The 15,688-nt window shown below is 62.7% G+C and carries 15 protein-coding genes; 7 read left to right on the forward strand and 8 right to left on the reverse strand.

Annotated elements, in window-relative coordinates; genetic code table 11:
• Nucleotides 1–67: 67 nt before the first annotated feature.
• From NKH02_RS16065 to NKH02_RS16075, 3 genes are all read left to right on the forward strand, one after another.
• Nucleotides 68–1,081 carry a substrate-binding domain-containing protein gene (locus tag NKH02_RS16065; protein ID WP_023757039.1) on the forward strand — a complete coding sequence of 338 codons (1,014 nt, stop codon included), beginning with the start codon at nt 68–70 and terminating at the stop codon, nt 1,079–1,081.
• A gap of 86 nt (nt 1,082–1,167) precedes the next feature.
• Nucleotides 1,168–1,965: an ATP-binding cassette domain-containing protein gene (locus tag NKH02_RS16070; RefSeq protein WP_352865262.1), complete on the forward strand. Its 798-nt coding sequence runs from the start codon at nt 1,168–1,170 to the stop codon at nt 1,963–1,965.
• On the forward strand, nt 1,962–3,014 hold the full coding sequence (locus tag NKH02_RS16075; RefSeq protein WP_352879982.1) for an ABC transporter permease: 1,053 nt from the start codon (nt 1,962–1,964) through the stop codon (nt 3,012–3,014). The genes NKH02_RS16070 and NKH02_RS16075 overlap by 4 nt, the downstream gene beginning before the upstream one ends.
• Nucleotides 3,015–3,025: 11 nt before the next feature.
• On the opposite strand, the gene NKH02_RS16080 is transcribed toward NKH02_RS16075, so the two are convergent.
• The 3 genes from NKH02_RS16080 to NKH02_RS16090 form a co-directional block, all read right to left on the reverse strand.
• Nucleotides 3,026–3,676, reverse strand: coding sequence for a hypothetical protein (locus NKH02_RS16080; RefSeq protein WP_352865257.1), 651 nt, complete (start codon nt 3,674–3,676; stop codon nt 3,026–3,028).
• A 111-nt stretch (nt 3,677–3,787) separates the two neighbouring features.
• Nucleotides 3,788–4,276, reverse strand: coding sequence for a Panacea domain-containing protein (locus tag NKH02_RS16085; RefSeq protein ID WP_352865254.1), 489 nt, complete (start codon nt 4,274–4,276; stop codon nt 3,788–3,790).
• A 53-nt stretch (nt 4,277–4,329) separates the two neighbouring features.
• Nucleotides 4,330–6,999: an ATP-dependent helicase gene (locus tag NKH02_RS16090; protein WP_352879983.1), complete on the reverse strand. Its 2,670-nt coding sequence runs from the start codon at nt 6,997–6,999 to the stop codon at nt 4,330–4,332.
• 307 nt (nt 7,000–7,306) lie between these two features.
• Here NKH02_RS16090 and NKH02_RS16095 point away from each other — a divergent pair, with 307 nt between their 5' ends.
• Nucleotides 7,307–9,622, forward strand: a complete 2,316-nt coding sequence (locus NKH02_RS16095) for a glucose/quinate/shikimate family membrane-bound PQQ-dependent dehydrogenase (RefSeq protein WP_352879985.1) — start codon at nt 7,307–7,309, stop codon at nt 9,620–9,622.
• A 237-nt stretch (nt 9,623–9,859) separates the two neighbouring features.
• Here NKH02_RS16095 and NKH02_RS16100 read toward each other — a convergent pair whose 3' ends face one another.
• On the reverse strand, nt 9,860–10,291 hold the full coding sequence (locus tag NKH02_RS16100) for a hypothetical protein (RefSeq protein WP_352879987.1): 432 nt from the start codon (nt 10,289–10,291) through the stop codon (nt 9,860–9,862).
• Nucleotides 10,292–10,300: 9 nt separating this feature from the next.
• Nucleotides 10,301–10,450, reverse strand: a complete 150-nt coding sequence (locus tag NKH02_RS16105) for a hypothetical protein (RefSeq protein ID WP_352879988.1) — start codon at nt 10,448–10,450, stop codon at nt 10,301–10,303.
• Between the two features lie 231 nt (nt 10,451–10,681).
• On the opposite strand from NKH02_RS16105, the gene NKH02_RS16110 reads away from it, so the two are divergent.
• Entirely contained in the window at nt 10,682–11,575 is an 894-nt protein-coding gene (locus NKH02_RS16110; RefSeq protein ID WP_352879990.1) for a dienelactone hydrolase family protein, read from the forward strand.
• A gap of 14 nt (nt 11,576–11,589) precedes the next feature.
• Here the strand turns inward: NKH02_RS16110 and NKH02_RS16115 are convergent, their stop codons facing one another.
• Nucleotides 11,590–12,492: an EamA family transporter gene (locus NKH02_RS16115; RefSeq protein WP_352879992.1), complete on the reverse strand. Its 903-nt coding sequence runs from the start codon at nt 12,490–12,492 to the stop codon at nt 11,590–11,592.
• An 89-nt stretch (nt 12,493–12,581) separates the two neighbouring features.
• Between NKH02_RS16115 and NKH02_RS16120 the strand changes: the two genes are divergently transcribed.
• Nucleotides 12,582–13,061, forward strand: a complete 480-nt coding sequence (locus tag NKH02_RS16120; RefSeq protein ID WP_352879994.1) for an Lrp/AsnC family transcriptional regulator — start codon at nt 12,582–12,584, stop codon at nt 13,059–13,061.
• Between the two features lie 28 nt (nt 13,062–13,089).
• Here the strand turns inward: NKH02_RS16120 and NKH02_RS16125 are convergent, their stop codons facing one another.
• On the reverse strand, nt 13,090–13,287 hold the full coding sequence (locus tag NKH02_RS16125; RefSeq protein ID WP_352879996.1) for a hypothetical protein: 198 nt from the start codon (nt 13,285–13,287) through the stop codon (nt 13,090–13,092).
• 240 nt (nt 13,288–13,527) lie between these two features.
• Entirely contained in the window at nt 13,528–14,007 is a 480-nt protein-coding gene (locus NKH02_RS16130) for a thioesterase family protein (protein WP_352879998.1), read from the reverse strand.
• Between the two features lie 102 nt (nt 14,008–14,109).
• Here NKH02_RS16130 and NKH02_RS16135 point away from each other — a divergent pair, with 102 nt between their 5' ends.
• Nucleotides 14,110–15,522 (forward strand): FAD-binding oxidoreductase, encoded by a 1,413-nt coding sequence (locus NKH02_RS16135; RefSeq protein ID WP_352879999.1) that lies wholly within the window; start codon nt 14,110–14,112, stop codon nt 15,520–15,522.
• The last annotated feature ends 166 nt before the right edge of the window (nt 15,523–15,688 follow it).

Consider the following 15,688-nt stretch of genomic DNA (forward strand, 5'->3'; position numbering starts at 1 on the left):
CAAGTGGTACTGCCAGCAATCATCAAAAGCCCCTCGGCTGACGAGGGAAACAATGGGAGGAACGTGCATGAGCATCGCGAAGAGAACGACACTTCTGCGCTCGACCGTCGTGGCGGCCGCCACGGCGCTTTGCGCCACAATCTCCACCTTGCCCGCGCAGGCGCTCGACGCCCAATGGTGCAAGGACGTCCATATCCGTTTTTTCGTCGGGGGCGCCGAGGGCGACGCTTTCGGTACCATCGTTTACAATGGCGCCAAGCAGGCGGCGGCCGATCTCGGACCGAAGGTCGACTACATCTTCTCCCAATGGGACGTTGAAAAGATGGTGCAGCAATTGCGAGAGGCGGTCGCGGTCAAGCCCAACGGCATCGCCATGATGGGCCATCCCGGCGACGGCGCGATCATGCCGCTGGCCGAGCAGGCGCACAAGGATGGCATCAAGATGATGTACCAGAACGTGCCGGTGCCGAAGGTGGTGGAAGCGTTCGGCGGCGGCTATGTCGGCGCCCAGCAGGAGCAGCAGGGCCGCGCGCTCGGTGCCGAGGCGTTCAAGCTCGGCAAGCTCAAGGCCGGCGACAAGGCGATCATGATCGGCCCGTTCGAGAACGAGGCCCGTGGCGCGCGCGAGCGCGGCACGGTGGCGGCGCTCAAGGAGGCCGGCGTCGAAGTCATCCAGCTGTCGTCGCCGCCAAGTGGCGAATGGGCGTCCGATCCCAATCTGGCGATTCCGGTGATCACCGCGGCACTGCTCAACAATCCCGACGTCAAGGCGGTCGGTTATCCCGGCGGGCAGATGCTCGGCAATGTTCCCACCTACATGCAGGCGGCGGGACGCAAGGCGGGCGAGATCTTCAACTTCGGCTTCGACACCAGCCCTCAGATCGTCGAGGGTTTCAAGGGCGGCTGGGTGCAGCTGACGGCCGACCAGCAGCCGTTCCTGCAAGGCTATCTGCCGATCCTCAGCCTCTGCCAGCAGGTGGTGCTCGGCCTGGCGCCGATGAATGTCGACACCGGCGCCGGTTTCGTCACGCCCGACAATTACGAGATCGTCGCCGAGCTTGCCAAGCAGGCGCTGCGCTGACCTCCCAAGCCGTCGGCCGGGGTTCAGGCCCGGCCGGCGGAACCGCCGGCGAGAAGCCGGCACGAGACAATCAAGCGAGGACCGCCATGGCCGAACGTCTCATCGAACTGCGCGATATCAGCAAGTCCTATGGCCACGTCTATGCACTGGGCGGGGTCAATCTCAGCGTCGACCGCGGCGAGGTGGTCGGCTTGATCGGCGACAATGGCGCCGGCAAGTCGACGCTGATCAAGATCCTGTCCGGCGTGGTCAAGCCGACCAGCGGCGAGATCCTGGTGCGCGGCAAGCCGGTTACCGGATGGAGCGCGGCACGCTCGCGCGACGCCGGCATCGAGACGGTGTTTCAGGATCGGGCGCTGGCCGTGCAGCAGACCATCGTGCGCAACATCTTCATGGGCCGCGAACTCACCGGCTTCATGGGCTTTCTGAGGGTCAACAAGGAGATCGAGGAGGCGAGCCGGCTGATGCGCGAGATCGGTTTCACCTCGAAAGTGTTCACGCCGCATTCGATCGTCGGCCAGCTGTCCGGCGGCGAGCGCCAGGGCGTGGCGATCGCGCGCGCCATCTACAAGCAGGCGGAGCTGATCGTCCTCGACGAACCGACGACCGCGCTGTCGCTGACCGAGACCGCCAAGGTCTTCCATTTCGTGCGCCAGGTGCGGGCGAGCGGCCGCTCGATCCTGTTCATCGGGCACAACATCCACCATGTCTTCGACATCGCCGATCGCTTCGTCGTGCTGGATCGCGGCAAGGTCGCACTGACGACCGACCGCAGCCAGGTCAAGTCGGCCGAAGACCTCATCAATTTCATGGAAGACGTCGCGCACCCGGGCGGGTTGGCCGGACTGCATGACACCGGCGATACGGAGCAGGCAACGCGATGAGCAAGACCATGGAGCCCGATCTGCACGAGCCGTCCGCCGGCATTTCCCGGCAAGGTAGCCCTCAGAAGGAATGGAAACACCCATCCGATCACTGGATGCGCGGCTTCATCCTCGACAACCGCGCCTCGCTCGGCACGCTCGGCGTGTTCATCGTCATGATGGCGGTGTTCATCATCGCCAACCCGACGGTCTTCACCACCTGGTACCTCTACCGCTCGGTGCTGACCACGCTGCCGGTGGCGCTGTTCGTGGTGGTGCCGCTGGTCTTCGTCGTCACCTGCGGCGAGATCGACCTGTCGTTTCCGGCGACGATGGGTTTTGCCTCATGGGTCTTCGCGCTGGTCGTGCAGGCCGGCTATGATCCGTTCCTCGGCATAGTCGCAGCGCTGATCACCGGCATGCTGCTCGGTTTCCTCGTCGGGTCGCTGGTGGTCTATGGCGGGCTATCGTCGCTGATCGCGACGCTCGGCATGAATTTCCTGCTGCGGGGCCTGATCCAGATCATCAACGAGGGCAAGTCGATGGCGCTGACCAGCCTTGCCGACAGCTGGGCCTACACGATCTTCTCCGGTCAGCTCATGGGCATCCCGGTGCAGGTCTTCTGGGCTATCGCCTTTGTCGTGCTGTCGGCGATGCTCTACAACCGCCATCGCTTCGGTGCGCAGGTGAGGGTGGTCGGCGATAACCCCGACAGCGCCCAGCAGATGGGTATCGACGTCAAGCGTGTGCGGGTGAAGGTGTTCGTCTTCGTCGGCATCGGAGCGGCGATCGCCGGCACCTTCTCGGTGATGATCAACTTCACCTGGTGGCCGACAGCCGGCGACGGCTATCTGCTGCCGGTGCTGGCATCGGTGTTCGTCGGCGGCACCCCGACCTGGGGCGGCATCGGCACCGTCGTCGGCGGCGCTATCGGCGCCGTCACCGTGTCGTTCATCCAGACCGGCGTCGTAGCGGCGGGCCTGAGCGGCTTCTACGTGCAGTTCTTCAACGGGCTGATCATCATCCTGTCGCTGCTGGGGCATAAGTGGAACCAGGCGCGGTATCGGTAGCTCAGCCGCATTTAGCGCCAGTCGAATAGTGGTGTTTCACCCAATGGTTTCTCTTCAACAACCGGAGCCTCGGCCTGTTCTTTCCGATGTGCTGCTTCTAAAATAATTTTCGCGTCTTCTAGCGCCAACAGAAATTCATCGAGGCACTCGCGTAATTCATTTCTTGAGAGAAGCTCAAAGTCACCGCGGTTCCACACGAGGGGCTGGCGTTTCGCTGAATCGCCTTTTCCAACTTTTGGGAAGCAGAGAAATTCGCCAGGCGATTTCCTAAAATCGGTTAGCGAAAACACAGCATCCTCAAAAATCGTGGCGAGCAAACGCATTTGCCAGATGGTCAACGGGAAGTTTGCCCAACCCACTGTAAAGATAGGAACCTGAAGCCCATTCTCAATGATGGTTATGAGGGGCTTCACGGGAACGACAAGCCCCTTACCAACTCGAAATGGTTCAATTATTTCGTCAAAACACGGCTTGCCGAAGTAGCCCCTTTTTTCATCGTAGTCATAAAACGCCTCAACGTACTCGCCGACAATACCACGGCTATTTGCGCGTCCCTTCGACATTGCCGCAATCAACGCGGTGCGCCGATCGAGTCCATAGACAATTCGGTCTCGAATAATCGGCGACGCCGCAGAATACGTAGTCGTTGGAAAGCCGGTCACAAATCTAACGAGTTCTTTCGTCGTTCGGGCGCGATCCGGAAAAACATATCGGACCCAGTTGTGAGCGTAGGGAGGCCTGCTAAGTTTGCTTATCTGCACGAGCGTTCCTCATTAGTGCCGGGTTTGACGTAAGAAATATTGCTGGATGAGATCGTCGGATATCTCCATTCCAGGATTGCTCCTCCCCGAAGCATTATACACTAGGTCCCACGGCCCACCTTTTTCATGGGACATATTCACAAGTTTTGTCGCCCCCAAGCGCATGTATTTGTCAATTATCGGATGCAGGAAATTTGCATCAGGCCCGCTTATAGTTTCGTATACGGGCACTCTCTTCAAAGAATTTAAATCGAGCCTCGTGGCTCTTGTTCTAATATCGGCAGCTCCAAAAGATTTAAATTCCGAATATATCTCCCTAATTACTGGACCGTAGTCCCAAGCCTCGATCTTTGCTTCAATTAACGGCTCTCCAAAATTAGCTAGATATGTGGAATGCAGAAAATATATTATTTTGTTGATCTCAAGATTTGTAATCCCCAGCCCTTCTGCGTCCGCACGATCGAGCACCAAATTTGCAATATAACGTGAGTCGTAGGCCATGCAAGAAATTGTACCCTATTTGTTCCCGGATGTCAGGCAAATTGCAAATGCGCTCACACCGCCGCGACGAACCCGTCCAGCACGCGTTTCTGGCCGGCCTTGTCGAAGTCGATGGTCAGCTTGTTGCCTTCGATGGCGGAAATGTTGCCGTTGCCGAATTTCTGGTGGAAGACGCGGTCGCCGACGTTGAAGGCGGACGGCTTGTCGGCGACGGATTTGGCGACCAGCTCGCCGTCGATGGTGCGGCCCTTGACCGAGGTGCGGCCGGCGCCGTAGCCGCTGTCCGTCTCGCCATAGCCGATGCGCTCGACCTGATGGCCGGAGCGCGAGCCCCAGTTGCGGTCGGTGGCCTCGGTGCGGTTGGCCTGCGCGCGCTGCCAGCCTGGCGTCGCATAGGTGTTGGAGAAGGCGCCGGATTTTTCGGTGTCGGCGCCGACATTGTCGAAGCGCGAAGCGCCATAGGGGTTCTGTCTTCCCGCGCCCTGACCGCCGCGACCGGAGGCAAAAGAACCGCCGCCGTATGAATTGCCGTAGCCGCCATAGGAGTTGCCGCTTTCGGCGACCTCGACATGGGCGTTCGGCAATTCTTCGAGGAAACGCGACGGGATCGTCGACTGCCACAGGCCGTGGATCTGGCGGTTGGAGACAAACCAGATATGCAGGTTCTTCTTGGCCCGCGTCAGGCCGACATAGGCCAGGCGGCGCTCTTCCTCCAATCCGGAACGGCCGCCTTCGTCGAGCGCGCGCTGGTGCGGAAACAAGCCTTCCTCCCAACCGGGCAGGAACACGGTCTCGAATTCGAGGCCCTTGGCCGAATGCAGCGTCATGATGCTGACGGCGTCGAGCCCGGCATTCTGCTCGGCATCCATGACGAGTGCTACGTGCTCGAGGAAGGAGCGCAGCGATTCGTACTCCTCCATCGAGCGGATCAGCTCCTTAAGGTTCTCCAGCCGGCCTGGCGCTTCGACCGAGCGGTCGTTCTTCCACATGTCGGTGTAGCCGCTCTCTTCGAGAATGGTCTCGGCGAGTTCGGTGTGCGGCGTTGTTTCCAGCGCCTTTTGCCAGCGCTCGAAATTGGCAGCCACTTCGCGAAGGGCTGCGCGCGGTTTCGGCTTCAGTTCGTCGCTTTCGGCGAGCTTGGCGGCGGCTTCCAGCATCGGGATGCGCAGCGCGCGCGCCGTGTCGTGGATCTGGCGGATGGTGGCTTCACCAAGGCCGCGCTTGGGCACATTGACGATGCGTTCGAAGGCAAGGTCGTCGGCGCCTTGCGCGACGACGCGGAAGAAGGCCATGGCGTCGCGGATTTCCAGACGTTCATAGAAGCGCGGGCCGCCGATGACGCGGTAGTTGAGGCCGAGCGTGATGAAGCGGTCCTCGAAGGCCCGCATCTGGAAGGAGGCGCGGACCAGGATCGCCATGTCGTTGAGATTGTGCTTTTGCCGCTGGTAGGTCTCGATGGTCTCGCCGACGGCGCGGGCTTCCTCCTCGGAATCCCAGGCGGCATGGACATGCACCTTGCCGTCATCCGGCTCGTTCCGGTCGGTGAACAGCGTCTTGCCGAAACGGCCCTCATTGTGGGCGATGAGGTGGGAGGCGGCGCCAAGGATGTGCGCGGTCGAGCGGTAGTTGCGCTCCAGGCGGATGATGGTGGCGCCGGGGAAATCCTTGTCGAAGCGCAGGATGTTGTCGACCTCGGCGCCGCGCCAGCCATAGATGGATTGATCGTCGTCGCCGACGCAGCAGATGTTTACTTTGTTGTCGCTCACGGCCGTACGCGAGCTTCGCTCGCTGGCCTCCGCGGGGGCGGCCTGGCCGGCCGACGCCCGGTCGGGCTTGCGGCCTTCGGCCGATCGCACATCCGTCGATGTCGACGCGCGCCCGGCATCAGGCCGCTGCGCCAGCAACCGCAGCCACATATACTGGGCGGTGTTGGTGTCCTGATATTCGTCGACGAGGATGTATTTGAAGCGCTTGTGGTATTCCTTCAGCACATCCGGATTAGCGCGGAAGATGCGGATCGGGTGGCAGAGAAGATCGCCGAAGTCGCAGGCGTTCAGGGTCTTCAGCCGCTCCTGATAGGCCTTGTAGAGTTCACGGCCCTTGCCGTTGGCGAACGCGCGCGCGTCGCCCTCGGCGATGTCGGCCGGACCTTGCCCCTTGTTCTTCCAGCCGTCGATCATCTGGGCGAACTGCTTGGCCGGCCAGCGCTTGTCGTCGAGTCCCTCGGCCTGGATCAGCTGCTTGATCAGCCGCACGACGTCGTCGGTGTCGAGGATGGTGAAGTCGGATCTCAATCCGGCAAGTTCGGCATGGCGGCGCAGCAGCTTGACGCCGATCGAGTGGAAGGTGCCGAGCCACGGCATGCCCTCGACATTGCCTTCGCCGATCAGGACGCCGATGCGGATCTTCATCTCGCGGGCGGCCTTGTTGGTGAAGGTGACGGCCAGGATCTGCGACGGGAAGGCCTTGCCGGTGGCGAGGATGTGGGCGATGCGGGTGGTGAGCACGCGGGTCTTGCCGGTGCCGGCGCCGGCCAGCACAAGAACCGGACCTTCGGTGGTTTCCACCGCCAGCCGCTGCTCGGGGTTCAGCCCCTTCAGATAGTCGGGTGCATTGTTGTGGCCGCCACGGGCAGCCATGGCGCGCGCGGCAATACCCGACGGGGCCGAGGGCCGCGCATTGGGTTCATCGAAAAAGGGCATGTCTTCGGAAAAGCCGGACATCGCCCCGAATGTAGTGATTCGGGGGCGAAAGACCAGAAGTGTCTACGTTTTGTTCCGGCAAAGTGCCTGATATCGCCGTTCAGGCCTTGCAGTAACCGAGAGTGACGAAAACCGAACGAGCGCGCCTCGTCGGTCGTCATGGCGCCGAGACTGCTGGAAACCCTGATACAAGCAAGATGGATTGCCACCATGGCGTGTGGCCAACTTGACAGGCGCGGCGGTCAGGAGAAAGTTGTGTCCTGGGCAGGAACGATTGCGTCGGGCTGTCCTTGGCGTCGCAAAGCGCAACAGTCGAAGGAGTATCATCTTGGCTGTCACCACCACCTCCCTCGTCCTCTTGCTCATAGGCCTGGCGCTCGGCGGCGGCGGTATCCGCTTGGCTTCGCTGGGCGGCAGCTGGTACTATATCGTCGCCGGCCTCGCCTTCCTGATCGCCGCCTGGCTGCTCTACCGACGCAGATCCACCGCGCTGTGGCTCTACGCGGCGATCGTGCTCGGCACGCTGGCCTGGGCCGTCTGGGAGACCGGCTTCGACTGGTGGGAACTTGGGCCCCGCGGCGGCATCATCGTGCTGGTGGCGCTATGGCTGCTGACGCCGTCGGCGAGGCGTGGTCTTGCCGGGCCTGACGCGCGCGCGCCGCTCATCCTTGCCGTGCTGGCATCGCTTGCCGTCGCCGGTTATTCGATGACAGCAGATCCGAAGGACATCGCTGGAGAACTCGACACCGACAAGGTGATCCCCAACGCCAACCTCGGTAACAATGTGCCGGCCGGCGAATGGCACTATTACGGCCGCACGCAGTTCGGCCAGCGCTATTCGCCGCTCGACCAGATCACACCGGACAATGTCGCCAAGCTGCAACCGGCGTGGACCTACCAGACTGGTGACGTGAAGGGTCCGGACGACATCGGCGAGACCACCTATCAGGTGACGCCGCTGAAGATCGGCGACACGCTCTACATCTGCACGCCGCACAATTTCGCCATCGCCATCGACGCCGCGAGCGGCAAGGAGAAATGGCGCTACGATCCCAAGGTCAAGCTCGACAAGGACCGCCAGCACCAGACTTGCCGCGGCGTGTCCTATTATGCCGATGCGGCCATCGCCGCCGGCCAGCCATGCGCTGCCCGCGTCTACCTGCCGACCTCGGACGCGCGGCTGATCGCGCTCGACGCCGCCAACGGCCAGGTCTGCCCCAGCTTCGCCGAGGGCGGCACGCTGAACCTTCTGACCAACATGCCCTATCCGAAGTCGGGCTATTATTACTCGACCTCGGCGCCGCTGATATCAGGTGGCAAGATCATCGTCGGCGGCGCGGTCAACGACAATTATTCGACCCAGGAGCCGTCCGGCGTCATCCGCGCCTACGACGCTGCCACCGGCAAGCTGCTATGGAACTGGGATTCCGGCAATCCGGACCAGACGACGCCGCTGGCGGCCGGCCAGACTTACACCGCCAACTCGCCCAACATGTGGTCGACGCCGAGCGCCGACGAGAAGCTCGGCCTGCTCTATGTGCCGCTTGGCAACCAGACGCCGGATCAACTCGGCGCCGGGCGCAGCGCCAATGTCGAGAAGTTCTCGTCGTCGATCACCGCGCTCGATCTCAACACCGGGCAGTTGCGCTGGGTGCGGCAGACCGTGCACCACGATCTCTGGGACATGGACGTGCCGGCGCAGCCGAGCCTGATCGACATCACCAAGGCCGACGGCACGGTGGTGCCGGCACTGGTCGGGCCGACCAAGCAGGGCGACCTCTATGTGCTCGACCGCCGAACCGGCGAGCCGGTCATCGCGGTCAACGAAGTGCCGGCGCCCGGCGGCGCCATCGAGGGCGACCACACATCGCCGACGCAGCCGGTCTCGGATCTTACCTTCATGCCGAAGCCGCTCACCGGCGCCGACATGTGGGGTCTCACCATGTTCGACCAGTTGGCTTGCCGGATCGAATTCCAGGGCCTGCGCTATGAGGGCCGCTACACACCGCCTTCCGTCCAGGGCTCGCTGATCTATCCCGGCAATTTCGGCACCTTCAACTGGGGTGGCGTCGCCGTCGATCCGGTCCGGCAGGTGCTGTTCGGCATGCCGACCTATCTGGCGTTCAAGTCGCAGCTCATTCCGCGCGATCAGGTACCGCCGCCGGACGAGGGGCGCGGCAGCGAGCAGGGACTGAACCGCAACGAGGGCGCGCCCTATGCGGTGGTGATGGGACCGTTCCTGTCGCCGCTCGGCATTCCTTGCCAGGCGCCGCCCTGGGGCTATGTCGCCGGCGTCGATCTCAGGACCGGCACCATCGCCTACAAGCACCGCAACGGCACCGTCTACGACATGACCCCGCTGCCGCTGCCGCTGAAGGTCGGCGTGCCCGGCATCGGCGGGCCGATGATCACCGCCGGCGGCGTCGCCTTCCTGGGGGCCGCGGTCGACGACTATCTGCGCGCCTATGACCTGACATCGGGCAAGCAGCTCTGGCAGGCGCGGCTGCCGGCCGGCGGACAATCGACGCCGATGACCTATACGGTCGCCGACGGCCGCCAGTTCGTGGTCATCGTCGCCGGCGGCCACGGCTCGGTGGGCACCAAGCCGGGGGATTATGTGATGGCCTATGCGCTGCCGAAGTAGGGGATTGTTTCTGGGAGGTCAGCTTTTGCACGGGCGATCTTTCGGAACATCGCGCCGCCCCTCATCCGGCTGCCGCCACCTTCTCCCCGTATAGCGACGGGGAGAAGGGGCAATTCCTGCAGCGCTGGCGATTGACGAAACCATCGATGAAAGCGTCTTTCTCCCCGTCGCTATACGGGGAGAAATGCCCGGCAGGGCAATGAGGGGCAGCGCTACGCGGCGTCAGTAGCGAAACGATCAGCCAAGCCCGAGATGGCTCTTCAGGCTGGGCACCGAGCCGAGCACCTGGTTGGTCAGGTCGGGGCCAGCCGCTGCTTCGGCCTGCTGGACCAACGTTTCGCCGGCCTTCTGGATCTGCGCCAAATCGAGGCCGGATGCCTTGAGCGCGGCGAGGCCGTTGACCAGCGCGCCGGCTTTTTCACCCAAAACGCCGCCAATTGCGCCCTGCAGCGATGACAGGAAGCCGCCCCCGGCCGGAGCGGCGGCCATGACATCGTACTGGTGGGCGAGGTCGTCAGCGCCGGGGATTTTGGCGAAAAACGACGAGGCGCTTGTACCTTCCGCCTCGTGCTCAAGCACCGAGAAAATGGTGCCGACGACTTTTTCAGTCGTCGCCTGGTCGAGGCCTGCTTTCTGGGAGACGGTGTTGACAATATCCTGGACGTTCATGGCCTGACCTCAACCTTGGGTTTTCTTGGATGCAGGCTGGCGCTGGTTACTGCGGACCCTGACCATCGATCGCCTGGCAGAGGCGGCCGAGCGCAGCGCCAGCAGGGCGGCAGCGGCGAGCACCAAAGTGGTTGCAAGGACCGGGGTGAAGAAGGTCATGGGTGTTGTTCCTTCTGGTCAGATCGCGCGCACAGAGACCGCCGCCGGCAGCTTCCCTTATATTGTGGCAGCAGCATCAAGATTGCCGAAAATGACCAAAATGTGATTGCAGCGGGTTCTGCCGCATCACGGCTTTCGGGTGAGCACCGTCACCCAGCCGTGACTGGACCATGCAAGTCTCGACCCTATCTTGCGCCGCAACGAGACTTTCCGAAGCAGAGGAGCGCATCCATGACGAAAGCCGAAGCCAACACCAAGCCCGCCATCACTCAGGCGATGATCGATGCCTATGACGAATACACGCATCTGACGCTCGATCGCCGCCGCTTCATGGAGCAGTTGACCAGGCTTGCCGGATCGGGCGCGGCGGCGGCGGCCATCGCGCCGCTTCTGGGGGCGAATTCCGCCCAGGCGGCAATCGTCGCCGACAACGATCCGCGGGTGAAGGGTGAGGACATCAGCTATCCCGGCAGCGCTGGCGAGATGAAGGGCTATCTGGTCAAGCCGGCGGATCAGGCGGGCAAGCTCGGCACGGTCATCGTCGTGCATGAGAACAGGGGACTCAATCCGCATATCCGCGACGTAGCGCGACGCGTGGCGCTGGAAGGGTTCGTGGCGCTGGCGCCGGATTTTCTGTCGCCGCTCGGCGGCACGCCGGCCGATGAGGACAAGGCGCGCGACATGTTCACCAAGCTCGATTCGGCACGGACCATCGCCAATGGTGTAGCGACCGTCGCTTTCCTCAAGGGCGACAAGGACGGCAACGGCAAGGTCGGTGCCATCGGCTTCTGTTGGGGTGGCGGCACGGTCAACATGCTTGCCGTCAACGCGCCCGATCTCAATGCCGCCGTCGCCTATTACGGCATGCAGCCGAACGCCGCCGATGTGTCTGACATCAAGGCGGCCTTGCTGCTGCACTATGGCGGACTTGACGAGCGCATCAATGCCGGCATCGACGCCTTCAAGAAGGCGCTCGATGCGGCGCATGTCGAATACACGGTCTATGTCTATGAAGGCGCCAACCATGCCTTCAACAACGACACCTCGGCCGCCCGCTACGACAAGAAGGCGGCCGACCTCGCCTGGGGACGCACAATCGCCTTTCTGAAGGAGAAGCTGGCGTAGCTTCCGGCGTCGTTTCAGCGCGCCGGTTTGTGGAAAGCGACGCCGGCGACCACCAGCGCAATGCCGAGGCAATCGGTGAGGCTTGGAATCTGGCGCAGCACGATGACGCCGATCAGCGTCGCGGTGACCGGCAGCAGCGACAGCATCAGCGCGAAGCTGGCGCGCGGCAGCCGCGACATGGCGAGTTGATCGCAGATGTAGGGGATAACCGACGAGCAGATGCCGACGCCGATGGCGGCGAGCAGCAGCGGCGGTGAGAAAAAGGCCGGCAGCGCATCTCTGAAGCCGATCGGCAGCACGATGATGAAAGCGATCGCCATCGCGGCACCAAGGCCGGCGATGCCGCCGCCCGCGCCTGAGCGGGCCACGCGGTGCCCGAGCACGATGTAGCCGACAAACAGCGTGCCGTTGAGGAAGGCCCAGAACAGTCCCAGGGGATCGCTCGACCACTTGACGTCGATGAGCAGCAAGGTGCCGGTGACGGCGATGGCAAGCGCGGCGAGATTGCGCGGGGTCTTGAGGCCGATCACCGCGACACCGATGGTGCCGACGAATTCGATCGCCGCCACCAGCGATATCGGCAAGCGGTCGAGTGCCAGGTAGAACGAACAGTTCATCACCGCCAGACAGGCGCCGAAGGCCAGCAACAGCAGCCGGCTCGAGCGCTCGGCGCGGGCGAAGGTTCGCCACGGACGGGTCAGCGGTGCGAAGATCAGCGCGGCGGTGGCGATGCGCAGCCACGCCATGCCAAGCACGCCGACATGCGGGAAGAGCAGCACGGCGAATGCCGGCCCGAGATAGTGGAAGACGGCGCTGACGCCGAACCAGACATGCGGCGGCAGTTTTTCTGTCAGCCTGCCGAGGGTGGAGCCGGCAGCGGCAGGGTCCGCCGCGAGAGCTTGCGTTTGATCATCCATCGGATCAGTATCGCAGGCAAATTTGCCTGTTTATATGGGTGATGATTGGCTCTTCCTGCCGTGTTCCTCCCGGAAGCAAGGATTTTTTCATGAAACGCCTTCGGACTGAAAGCGCCGATCTCGATGCCGCGGATATGAAAATCCTGCGCTTGCTGGAAAAGGACGCGCGCATCAGCACGGCGGAGCTTGCGCGCTCGGTCGGCCTGTCGGCGCCGAGCGTGGCCGAGCGCATCAAGCGGTTGCAGGAGAGCGGCGTGATCGAGGCCTATTCGGTCAGGATCAACCCTACAGCACTCGGCCTGCCGCTGTCGGCATGGCTGCGCATCCGTCCGGTACCCGGGCAACTGGCTGTCGTGGCCGAAATCATCCGTGAGTTGCCGGAGATCGCGCAATGCGATCGGGTGACCGGCGAGGACTGTTTCATCGCGCTGGCTCATGTCGGCTCGGTGGCCGAACTTGAGCGTGTGATCGACCGCATCATCCCCTACGCGATGACCAACACGGCGATCATCCAGTCGTCGCCGGTGGTGGCGCGCTCGCCACTGGCAGCGGTGAAGCGTACGGTTTAGGCAGGCAAGGATTGGTCGGCTCGAAGGTTTATATGTGGCCGCGCTTCAGGCGGGCGCGCTTCAGAATGGTGCGCCAGCGGATCATGTCGAACGGGATCGGTTCGTTGTTGTTGGCAATGTGGAATATCTCGTTGTCGACGTTCTTGAGCGAGCGCCAGAAATCATAGTCGGTGATGCGCGGATCGGCGGCCAGCCTGTCCACCTCGACCTTGATGTCGGTTTTCATGCACTTCCCTCGAACCGGCTTCGCCGCGCCGCCCGCATCGCAACCCTGTGCGGACCGTTTTCAACCGCTCCGCTGAGTCGTTCAACGGCCCAATTGGCTTTGTTCCCGTTAAAACCTCGGTAAGGTTAACGCGGGCGCGGGGCCGCTTCAAGCACCGCTGCCAGCCGATTTGAAGGTTCTGCGATTTTAGGTTGTCGGTGTGCTTTGAAGCCCGGAACGGGATGGGCTTCGGCTTCGCCCCTATTTGCGTTTGATGCCGATCGAGCGGCCGGCGCGCTCTGGCATCGGCAGTGCCGAGTGGGCGGCGCGCATGGTTTCGACCTTGGCAAGCACATCGGCGGGGAAGGGCGCTACCTTCGGTCCGGACATGTCGACATGCAGCGAAAGCGATTCGGAGGTGGCGGCGAGCCAGCCGTCGACATGGCGGATTTCCTGGTAAACCCGCAGCCGCTTGTCATCATGGTCTATGAGTTGGAAGGAGACCGTGACCTTGTGCTCGAGATGCAACTCCTGCACGTAGCAAACATGGACTTCGGCCGTATAGATCGTGAGGCGGCGGTCCCTGGCATAGTTCGCCCCCATGCCCATTACGTCGAAGGCGTCGTCCGAGCAGCGGTCGAACAGCACGTTGTAATAGGCCATGTTGAGATGGCCGTTGTAATCGATCCAATCCTTCTCGATGTCCATCGGTCGGGAGACGAAGGGGGCGGAGATGGGCATCGAAACTTCCTTATGCTGGCGCTGGACAGAGCATGGCGGGTAAGACTACGCATCCATAATCGCACAACAAGGGTGGACGCTGGTCCATTCGCGGAGGAATTCATGGCTCTGAGCGACCTCAATCCGGTCGAACGCAACGAGGAAGGCATCGCCGCGGTGCTCGGCATCCTCAAGCAGCGGCTGGGCGAACGTTTTCAGACCGGCGAGGCCATCCGCTCCCAGCACGCGCACACCACCACCTATATTCCGACGCAGGCGCCGGACGGCGTCGCCTTTCCCGAGACGACCGCCGAGGTGCAGGAGATCGTGCGCGCCTGCGCCGCGCACCGCGTGCCGGTCGTCGCCTTCGGCGTCGGCTCGTCGCTGGAAGGTCACACCAACGCACCGGGCGGCGGCATATCGGTCGACACGTCGCGTATGAACCGCATCCTGGCGGTCAATCCGCAGGATCTCGACTGCACGGTCGAGCCCGGCGTGACCCGCGAGGATCTGAACCGGCATCTGCGCGACACCGGCCTGTTCTTTCCGATCGATCCGGGCGCCAATGCCTCACTCGGCGGCATGGCGGCGACGCGGGCGTCCGGCACCAACGCGGTGCGTTACGGCACGATGCGCGAGAACGTGCTGTCGCTGACGGCGGTCATGGCCGACGGCGAAACGGTGACGACCGGCAAGCGCGCGAAAAAGAGTTCGGCCGGGTATGATTTGACGCGATTGCTGATCGGCTCGGAAGGCACGCTCGGCATCATCACCTCGCTGACGCTCAGGCTACAAGGCATTCCGCAAGCGATCTCCGGCGGCGTCTGCCCGTTTCCGGGCGTCGAGGCGGCCTGCAACGCGGTCATCGCGACGATCCAGATGGGCATTCCGGTGGCGCGCATCGAACTGGTCAATGCGCTGCAGATGCGGGCGATGAAGAATTATTCGAAGCTCGATTATCCCGAGAGCCCGTGCCTGTTCGTCGAATTCCACGGCAGCGATGCCGGTGTTGCCGAACAAGCCGAGACTTTCGGCATGATCGCCGAGGAGAATGGCGGCGGGCCGTTCTTGTGGACCAGCGTTGCCGAGGAGCGCACCAAACTGTGGAAGGCCAGGCACGACGCCTACTGGTCGTCGCTGACGCTGCGGCCGGGCGCCAAGGGGCTGTCGACCGATGTCTGCGTGCCGATTTCGCGCTTTGCCGAATGCGTTATGGAAACCGAAGCCGATATCGCCGAGATGGGCTTGATCGCACCGATCGTCGGTCATGCCGGTGACGGTAATTTTCACGTGCTGGTGCTGATGGATGTGAACGATCCCAAGGAGATCGCGCAGTCGGAAAAGTTCGTCGCGCGGCTCAACATGCGGGCAATCGCCATGGATGGCACCTGCACCGGCGAGCACGGCATCGGCCAGGGCAAGATCGGCTTCCTGCGTCATGAGCTCGGCCATGGCGTCGACATCATGCGCACTATCAAGCAGGCGCTCGATCCCTTGAACATCATGAATCCGGGCAAGATATTGCCGGGAAACTAGGCGAGTCCTCCGACGCAAGGTTCACATACGGCTCATTTCGACCGGGCCACGATGGAACCGAGATCGGCCGCACTGCGAGGTCTGAAACGGTCCGCCACCTTCGGAACCGATTCATAGCTTTCACGTTGCGGCAACCAACGGAACATCGTCTAGCGGAGCGGTCGCC

Source organism: Mesorhizobium sp. M1396 (assembly GCF_040317725.1).
Lineage (GTDB): Bacteria > Pseudomonadota > Alphaproteobacteria > Rhizobiales > Rhizobiaceae > Mesorhizobium.

Coding starts and splice junctions, on each gene's coding strand:
- NKH02_RS16065 (WP_023757039.1), top strand. CDS start 68: ATGAGCATCGCGAAGAGAACGACACTTCTGCGCTCGACCGTCGTGGCG.
- NKH02_RS16110 (WP_352879990.1), top strand. CDS start 10,682: ATGACGAAAGCCGAAGCCAACACCAAGCCCGCCATCACTCAGGCGATG.
- NKH02_RS16090 (WP_352879983.1), bottom strand. CDS start 6,999: ATGTCCGGCTTTTCCGAAGACATGCCCTTTTTCGATGAACCCAATGCG.
- NKH02_RS16135 (WP_352879999.1), top strand. CDS start 14,110: ATGGCTCTGAGCGACCTCAATCCGGTCGAACGCAACGAGGAAGGCATC.
- NKH02_RS16105 (WP_352879988.1), bottom strand. CDS start 10,450: ATGACCTTCTTCACCCCGGTCCTTGCAACCACTTTGGTGCTCGCCGCT.
- NKH02_RS16100 (WP_352879987.1), bottom strand. CDS start 10,291: ATGAACGTCCAGGATATTGTCAACACCGTCTCCCAGAAAGCAGGCCTC.
- NKH02_RS16075 (WP_352879982.1), top strand. CDS start 1,962: ATGAGCAAGACCATGGAGCCCGATCTGCACGAGCCGTCCGCCGGCATT.
- NKH02_RS16120 (WP_352879994.1), top strand. CDS start 12,582: ATGAAACGCCTTCGGACTGAAAGCGCCGATCTCGATGCCGCGGATATG.
- NKH02_RS16115 (WP_352879992.1), bottom strand. CDS start 12,492: ATGGATGATCAAACGCAAGCTCTCGCGGCGGACCCTGCCGCTGCCGGC.
- NKH02_RS16130 (WP_352879998.1), bottom strand. CDS start 14,007: ATGCCCATCTCCGCCCCCTTCGTCTCCCGACCGATGGACATCGAGAAG.
- NKH02_RS16085 (WP_352865254.1), bottom strand. CDS start 4,276: ATGGCCTACGACTCACGTTATATTGCAAATTTGGTGCTCGATCGTGCG.
- NKH02_RS16070 (WP_352865262.1), top strand. CDS start 1,168: ATGGCCGAACGTCTCATCGAACTGCGCGATATCAGCAAGTCCTATGGC.
- NKH02_RS16125 (WP_352879996.1), bottom strand. CDS start 13,287: ATGAAAACCGACATCAAGGTCGAGGTGGACAGGCTGGCCGCCGATCCG.